The sequence below is a fragment of the Alitiscatomonas aceti genome (assembly GCF_025567195.1).
GTDB lineage: Bacteria > Bacillota > Clostridia > Lachnospirales > Lachnospiraceae > Alitiscatomonas > Alitiscatomonas aceti.
In genome coordinates this window covers 84805-92186 of the sequence record NZ_JAOQJF010000013.1, presented here as the reverse complement: position 1 = coordinate 92186, position 7382 = coordinate 84805, and the positions used below count along the sequence as shown (strand labels likewise).

The window sequence follows — 7382 nt, the reverse complement described above, 5'->3', positions numbered from 1 at the left end:
TCACTGAAAAAGAAATCAACAATCTTTTTCAGAACTGTATCCTCCTGGACTCCTGAGTACTATGTTTTGAGAGAAACGACGGAAGTCAGGTACCATGGATTTCAAAAAAAGCAAGTCTTTTTTTGAAAAAAATAAAATTTTTTGTCTGCCTGCTGCGTCCGGGAAGCGCCGTGCGTCTGTCCTATGGGGATACTGTTTTTTGCGTCCGCATACATAAAGGTCTTGTGAAACTATGCAGATTCATGTATAATCGAAAGATAAGACCAGAAAATGAAATCGAAGAAACGGTTCAGATTATAAATGGAGGTAATCCGATGACCAGAAGGGAAGCTCGGGAACATTGCTTTAAGATGCTGTTCTGCCAGGATTTTTATCCGGCAGAGGAAAAGGAGGAACAGCTGGAGCGGTATTTTGACGCTCCGGTGGAGGACGTTACAGGAAAGGACGGAGCGGACGAGGTGCTCCACCAGGTGGACCTGGAGGGAGCGGATAAAACGGCCCTGGAGGCCCGGGTGGAGGCCATTATGAAAAAGATCCCGGAGCTGGATGAGAAGATCAACGGGGTGGCCGAGGGCTGGAAGACCAGACGCATGGGCCGGGTGGAGCTTACGATCCTCCGGCTGGCTCTTTTTGAGATGAAGGAGGATCAGGAGATTCCGGAGAAGGTGGCCATCAACGAGGCTGTGGAGCTGGCCAAGAAATTCGGCGGAGACGGGGCCCCGGCCTTTGTCAACGGGATCCTGGCGAAGCTGGTGGAAGAAAGATCCGAATAAAATCAAGGCCGGAGAGCAGCTATGGCGGGAGTATATTCAGTCACGCAGGTGAATTCGTATATCAAAAATATGTTTGTCCAGGACTTCCTTCTTCGCCGGATCTCGGTGAAGGGGGAAGTTTCCAACTGTAAATATCACAGTTCCGGCCACATTTACTTTACCTTAAAGGATTCGGGAGGGACCCTTTCGGCCGTCATGTTCGCGGGCCAGAGAAAGGGGCTGGGCTTCCGTCTGGCAGAGGGCCAGCAGGTGGTGGTCAAGGGGACTGTTGACGTTTACGAGCGGGACGGAAGATACCAGCTTTACGCGTCGGAGATCGAGCTGGCAGGCCGGGGCGACCTGTACGTCCGGTTTGAAAAGCTTCTGCGGGAGCTGGAGGAGATGGGGATGTTTGCGGCCCAGTATAAGCGGCCGATCCCCAGATATGCCATGTCCGTAGGGATCGTTACAGCCCCCACCGGGGCGGCCATCCGGGACATCATCAATATCAGCAGACGGAGGAATCCCTATGTGCAGCTGATCCTTTATCCGGCCCTGGTACAGGGGCAGGGAGCGAAGGAGAGCATCGTAAACGGGATCCGTACCCTGGACGCCATGGGACTGGACGTTCTCATCGTAGGCCGGGGCGGCGGCTCCATCGAGGATCTGTGGGCCTTCAATGAGGAGGAGGTGGCCCGGGCCATCTTTGCCTGTGAAACGCCGGTGATCTCTGCGGTGGGCCACGAAACGGATGTGACCGTTGCCGACTATGTGGCGGACTTAAGAGCCCCTACGCCTTCGGCAGCGGCAGAGCTGGCAGTCTTTGATTATGCCAGGTTTGCGGCGGATCTGGAAGCAAGAAAGCGGAAGCTTTCCCGGGAGATGGGCTTTTTCCTGGATCAGGTAAAGGGAAGGCTGCGCCAGGATGAGCTGAAGATCCGGCTTTACCATCCCCAGCATGTGATCCGGGAAAAAAGGCAGCGGCTGGCGGATCAGGAGGAACGGCTGGAGCGGATCATGGACGCCCGCACCGGGGAGATCCGGTCACGGCTCCAGAGCCGGGAAGGACGCCTCTCCCGCGCCATGGACCGGAGGATGGAAGACGATAAAAAACGGCTGGCAGAGGCCAGCGGCAGGCTCTGGGGGCTTTCTCCCTTAAGAAAGCTGAGCCAGGGCTTTGGATATATCGAGGATCAGGAGGGAAAACGGCTGGGCTCTGTAAAGCAGGCGCCGCCGGGGAGCGGGATCACCGTACAGGTGGCAGACGGAACGCTTTCGGCCCTGGTAACGGAAAGGAATGAGGAGTCGGGATGGCAGAACTGGATAAAAACGGAGCAGACATGACCATAGAGGAAACGTTTGCGGCCCTGGACGATCTGATCGGCCGCCTGGAGGGCGGAAAGGGCTCCCTGGAGGATGCCTTTAAGAATTATGAGGAAGGCATGCGGCTGGTGAAGAGCTGCAATGAGAAAATAGAAAAGATCGAAAAGCAGATCATGGTCCTGGGCGGAGGACCGGCGGAGGAAGAGGACGATGGAACGCAGTTTTAAAGAATTACTGGAACAGAAAACGGCGGAGACAGAGGCGGCGGTGTATGCGTACCTGCCGGAGGAAAAGGGCTTCCAGAAGACGATCTTCGAGGCCATGAATTACAGTGTAAAGGCCGGAGGCAAGCGGCTCCGTCCCCTTCTCATGATGGAGACGTACCGGATGCTCGGCGGAAAGGGAAAGGAGATCCTGCCCTTTATGGCGGCCATCGAGATGATCCATACCTCATCTCTGATCCATGACGACCTGCCCTGTATGGACAACGATGAGCTGCGCCGGGGAAAGCCCACCACCTGGAAGGTGTACGGCTATGATATGGCGGTGTTAGCCGGAGATGCCCTGATGATCTTTGCCTTTGAGACAGCGGCTAAGGCGCTGGCTCTGGGCGGAGATCCGGAGCGGGTGGCCAGGGCCATGGGGATCCTGGCAGAAAGGACCGGGATCTACGGAATGATCGGCGGCCAGACGGTGGATGTGGAGCTGACAGGAAAGCCGGTTCCGGAGGAGCAGCTTTCCTTTATCTACCGGTTAAAGACCGGGGCGCTCTTAGAGGCGTCCATGAGGATCGGGGCAGTGCTTGCCGGAGCCGGAAAAGAGGAAGAGGAAACGGTGGAACGGATCGCTGCCGACGTGGGAATGGCATTCCAGATCCAGGACGACATCCTGGACCTGGTGAGCACCGCAGAGGTCCTGGGAAAACCGGTCTTAAGCGATGAAAAGAATGAAAAGACCACTTATGTGACGTTAAAGGGACTGGAAAAGGCAAAGGCAGAAGTAAAAACACTCTCAGACCGGGCAGCAGACGCTTTAAACAGCCTTCCGGGGGATAAGGAATTCCTGGGAACGCTCATTAAGACCCTGGTGGACCGGGAGAAATAGGACTTAAAGGAGTAGGAACGGAATGCTTCTGGAAAAGATAGAACAGTCTTCGGATATCAAGAAGCTGAAAGTGGAAGATTATCCGGTGCTGGCGCAGGAGATCCGGCAGTTTCTGCTGGAAAAGATCAGCCGTACAGGCGGCCATCTGGCATCCAACCTGGGAGTCGTGGAGCTGACCATGGCCCTGCACCTGGCCTTTGATCTTCCGAAGGATAAGATCATATGGGACGTGGGCCATCAGGCCTATACCCATAAGATCCTCAGCGGGAGAAAGGACGGCTTCGACGATCTGCGCCAGTTCGGCGGCATGAGCGGCTTCCCAAAACGGAAGGAGAGCCCCTATGACGCCTTTGACACGGGCCACAGCTCCACCTCCATTTCCGCAGGCCTGGGGATCGCCCAGGCCAGAGAGATCCTGGGCGAGGACTATTCGGTCATCTCCATCATCGGAGACGGCGCTTTAACGGGCGGCATGGCCTATGAGGCCTTGAACAATGCGGCCCAGCTGAAGAAAAATTTTATTATCGTATTAAATGACAACGAGATGTCCATTTCAAAAAACGTGGGCGGCATGTCCCGGTACCTGAGCAATGTCCGTACCAGAGAGGGCTATGCGGATCTGAAGCTTAAGGTGGAACGCACCCTGCGGTCCGTGCCGGTGATCGGAAAAGCCATGGTCAACGGCCTTTTCCTGGCTAAAAACGGGATCAAGCAGTTTTTAGTGCCAGGGATGCTGTTCGAGGACATGGGGATCACCTACCTGGGGCCTGTGGACGGCCACAATGTGGAGGAAATGGTCCAGGTCTTAAAGGAGGCCAAGCGGGTCCGCCATGCGGTCCTGGTCCATGTGGTGACCACCAAGGGAAAGGGCTACGGCCCGGCGGAGCAGAACCCCTCCCGGTTCCATGGAGTGGACCCCTTTGATATTGAAACGGGGAAGCCGTTAAAAGAAAAGCAGTTCCCGGGTTATACGGATGTTTTTTCAGAAAAGCTCTGTGAGCTGGCAGAGAAGGATCCACGGATCGTGGCAGTCACGGCGGCCATGCCCGATGGCACGGGGCTTTCCAGGTTTGCAAAGCAGTTCCCGGACCGTTTTTTTGACGTGGGGATCGCTGAGGCCCATGCGGTCACCTCGGCGGCGGGAATGGCATCGGCGGGCTTAAAGCCTGTGGTCGCGGTGTACTCGTCGTTTTTACAGAGAGGCTACGATCAGATCCTCCACGATGTCTGTATCCAGGAGCTTCCGGTGCTCTTTGCCATCGACCGGGCCGGTCTTGTGGGCAGCGACGGGGAGACCCACCAGGGGATCTTTGATATCTCGTTTTTAAGCCTGGTTCCCGGAATGAGCATCATGGCGCCAAAAAATCTGTGGGAGCTGGAACGGATGCTGGAATTCGGCGTGGGCTTTGACGGTCCTCTGGCCGTCCGTTACCCGAGAGGACAGGCCTACCGGGGCCTTTCCGAATTTGATGCGCCGGTGGAATACGGAAAGGCGGAAATGCTTTTTGAGGAGAAGGACATCGCTCTTTTTGCCCTGGGAAGCATGGTCAGCACCGGAGAGCATGTGAGGGAAAAGCTGAAGGCCAGAGGATATTCCTGTACCCTGGTGAACGCCCGGTTTGTAAAGCCTCTGGACACGGATATGATCGACCGGCTGTGCAGGAGCCATAAGCTGATCGTCACCCTGGAGGAAAATGTGCTGCGGGGCGGCATGGGCATGTGCGCCACCCGGTACATCCATGAACACCATCCGGAGATCCATGTGATCCAGGTGGCTCTTCCAGACGCCTATGTGGAGCATGGGAACGTGTCGCTCCTGCGGGAGATGCTGGGGATCGACAGCGATTCAGTGATCAAACGGATCTTTACGGAATATTTAGATCTATATGACAGTCATGGAAATATGAAAATACAGAACAGTTTCGATTGTCCAAATAGTACAGAGAAGGAGCGTCGGGATCCATGAAGGAACGGTTAGACGTGCTGTTAGTAAAAAAGAATCTGGCGGAGTCCAGGGAGAAGGCCAAGGCGGTGATCATGGCCGGGATCGTCTATGTGGATGACCAGAAGGAGGACAAGGCCGGCTCCATGTTTGAGGAGACGGCAAAGATCGAGGTCAGGGGGAGCACCTTAAAATATGTGAGCCGGGGCGGTTTAAAACTGGAGAAGGCCATGACCCATTTCGGCGTGACCCTGGATCAGAAGATCTGTATGGACGTGGGAGCGTCCACCGGCGGGTTCACCGACTGCATGCTGCAGAACGGGGCTGTGAAGGTCTATTCTGTGGATGTGGGCCATGGACAGCTGGCCTGGAAGCTCAGGAACGACCCGCGGGTGGTCTGCATGGAAAAGACCAACATCCGGTATGTGACCCCGGAGGAGATCCCGGACCGGATCCAGTTCGTCTCCATTGACGTATCGTTTATCTCCCTTACCAAGGTCCTGGGGCCGGTGAAGGCCCTTATGGAGCCGGACGGCCAGGTGGTATGCCTCATTAAACCGCAGTTTGAGGCCGGCCGGGAAAAGGTCGGGAAAAAGGGCGTGGTCCGGGAGCGGTCCGTCCACCTGGAGGTGATCCGCATGGTGGCGGCTTTTGCAGGAAGTATCGGCTTCGAGGCCCTGCATCTGGAGTTCTCACCCATTAAGGGACCGGAGGGAAATATCGAGTACCTCCTGCATTTAAGAAACGATGCCAGCGGAAACGTTTACGAAAACAGCTCCATTGATGCGGAGGAGATCGTAAACCAGGCACATGAGACGCTGGATTAGGCGTTCCAGCGGGAGCAGCATATGAAACATTTTTATATCATTGTCAACGAAGATAAAGAAGATACAAAAGCCATGGGAGAGAGGATCTCCCGGTATCTGAAGGACCATGGATGCACCTGCAGGACATCCGGAGGCGTGTTCAGCAAGGGGAAACGGTTTACATCCGTTTCTGACGTGCCGGAGGATACGGAGTGCGTCATCACCCTGGGAGGAGACGGGACCTTTATCCAGGCGGCCAGGGATCTGGCAGGCACAGGCCTCCCCATTGTGGGCATCAACCTGGGGGACCTGGGCTATCTGACCCAGATGGGAAAGGGGGGCAATCTGGAGGAGCTTCTGGATGCCCTGCTTTCAGACCGTTATGAGATCCAGGAACGGATGATGCTTTCGGGCCGGGTATACCATAAGGGAAAACCGGCGGCCAGCCATATTGCCTTGAACGATATCGTACTGGCCCGGGAGGGGGACATGCGCGTCCTGAAATTTAAGATCTACGTCAACGGCCAGTTTCTGTATGAATACAGTGCCGACGGGGTGATCGTCTCCACACCTACGGGCTCCACGGCCTATAACCTGTCTGCAGGGGGCCCCATTGCCCAGCCGGACGGGGAGCTTCTGATCCTGACGCCGGTGTGCCCTCATACACTGACGTCCCGGACCATCGTTCTGGGACCGGAAAGCCGGATCCGGATCGAGATATCGGAAAAAAATGAAGGGTGCCAGGCAGCCGCCTTTGACGGGGGAACCAAGGTGGCGCTGACCCGTGGGGATTATATTGAGATCGAACGGTCCAAGATGGTGACCCGGGCAGTGAAGCTAGACGACCGGTCATTCCTGGATATCTTAAAGCACAAGATGTACGACGCATAGGGGAAGAGGGCGGAGCCGGCCGGGGCCGGAGCCGCAGATGGAAAAGGCAGAGCACGTTGTAACCGGAGGGATACGGAACAGTTACAGGAAAGGGGTAACAGACATGAAGGTAGACAGACACAGCAAGATCGTAGAGCTGATCGGCAAGTACCAGATCGAGACGCAGGAGGAGCTGGCTTCCTATTTAAAAGAGGCCGGATACCATGTGACCCAGGCCACGGTCTCCAGGGATATCCGGGAGCTGAAGCTTACGAAGGTGCAGAAGGAAAATGGCCGCCAGTGCTATTCGGTGATGCAGCATCAGAGGGACTTCGGGGAGAAATATATCCGCATCCTGCGGGACTGCTTCGTATCCATGGATATGGCCCAGAATATCCTGGTCATTAAAACTGTGTCCGGCATGGCCATGGCGGTGGCAGAGGCTTTGGATGTGATCGGCTTCCACGAGATCGTGGGCTGTGTGGCCGGAGACAATACCATCATGTGCGCCGTAAGGACTGTGGACGATACGATTCTTCTGATGGATAAGCTGAAAAAGATCCTGAATGAGCAGAATTGAGGTGA

8 protein-coding genes are annotated in these 7382 nt (G+C 55.7%); all 8 read left to right on the top strand.

Going from position 1 to position 7382, the window contains the following annotated elements; translation table 11 throughout:
• The first annotated feature begins 314 nt into the window (after positions 1-314).
• The 8 genes from nusB (at position 315) to argR (ending at position 7377) form a co-directional block, all read left to right on the top strand.
• A complete protein-coding gene (gene nusB / locus OCV69_RS08390; RefSeq protein ID WP_158358532.1) occupies positions 315-773 on the top strand; it encodes a transcription antitermination factor NusB in 459 nt (152 codons plus the stop codon).
• Between the two features lie 21 nt (positions 774-794).
• The gene (gene xseA, locus OCV69_RS08385; RefSeq protein ID WP_158358533.1) at positions 795-2096 is read left to right on the top strand and encodes an exodeoxyribonuclease VII large subunit; all 1302 of its coding nucleotides are present in this window, start codon (positions 795-797) and stop codon (positions 2094-2096) included.
• Positions 2063-2302, top strand: a complete 240-nt coding sequence (xseB, locus tag OCV69_RS08380; RefSeq protein ID WP_022273680.1) for an exodeoxyribonuclease VII small subunit — start codon at positions 2063-2065, stop codon at positions 2300-2302. Before xseA ends, xseB begins: the two co-directional genes overlap by 34 nt.
• On the top strand, positions 2286-3179 hold the full coding sequence (locus OCV69_RS08375) for a polyprenyl synthetase family protein (protein WP_158358534.1): 894 nt from the start codon (positions 2286-2288) through the stop codon (positions 3177-3179). Before xseB ends, OCV69_RS08375 begins: the two co-directional genes overlap by 17 nt.
• A gap of 22 nt (positions 3180-3201) precedes the next feature.
• Positions 3202-5145, top strand: coding sequence for a 1-deoxy-D-xylulose-5-phosphate synthase (dxs, locus tag OCV69_RS08370; RefSeq protein ID WP_158358535.1), 1944 nt, complete (start codon positions 3202-3204; stop codon positions 5143-5145).
• Positions 5142-5948: a TlyA family RNA methyltransferase gene (locus OCV69_RS08365; protein WP_158358536.1), complete on the top strand. Its 807-nt coding sequence runs from the start codon at positions 5142-5144 to the stop codon at positions 5946-5948. The genes dxs and OCV69_RS08365 overlap by 4 nt, the downstream gene beginning before the upstream one ends.
• A gap of 21 nt (positions 5949-5969) precedes the next feature.
• Positions 5970-6818 (top strand): NAD(+)/NADH kinase, encoded by an 849-nt coding sequence (locus OCV69_RS08360; protein WP_158358537.1) that lies wholly within the window; start codon positions 5970-5972, stop codon positions 6816-6818.
• A 103-nt stretch (positions 6819-6921) separates the two neighbouring features.
• Positions 6922-7377, top strand: a complete 456-nt coding sequence (gene argR, locus OCV69_RS08355; protein ID WP_158358538.1) for an arginine repressor — start codon at positions 6922-6924, stop codon at positions 7375-7377.
• The last annotated feature ends 5 nt before the right edge of the window (positions 7378-7382 follow it).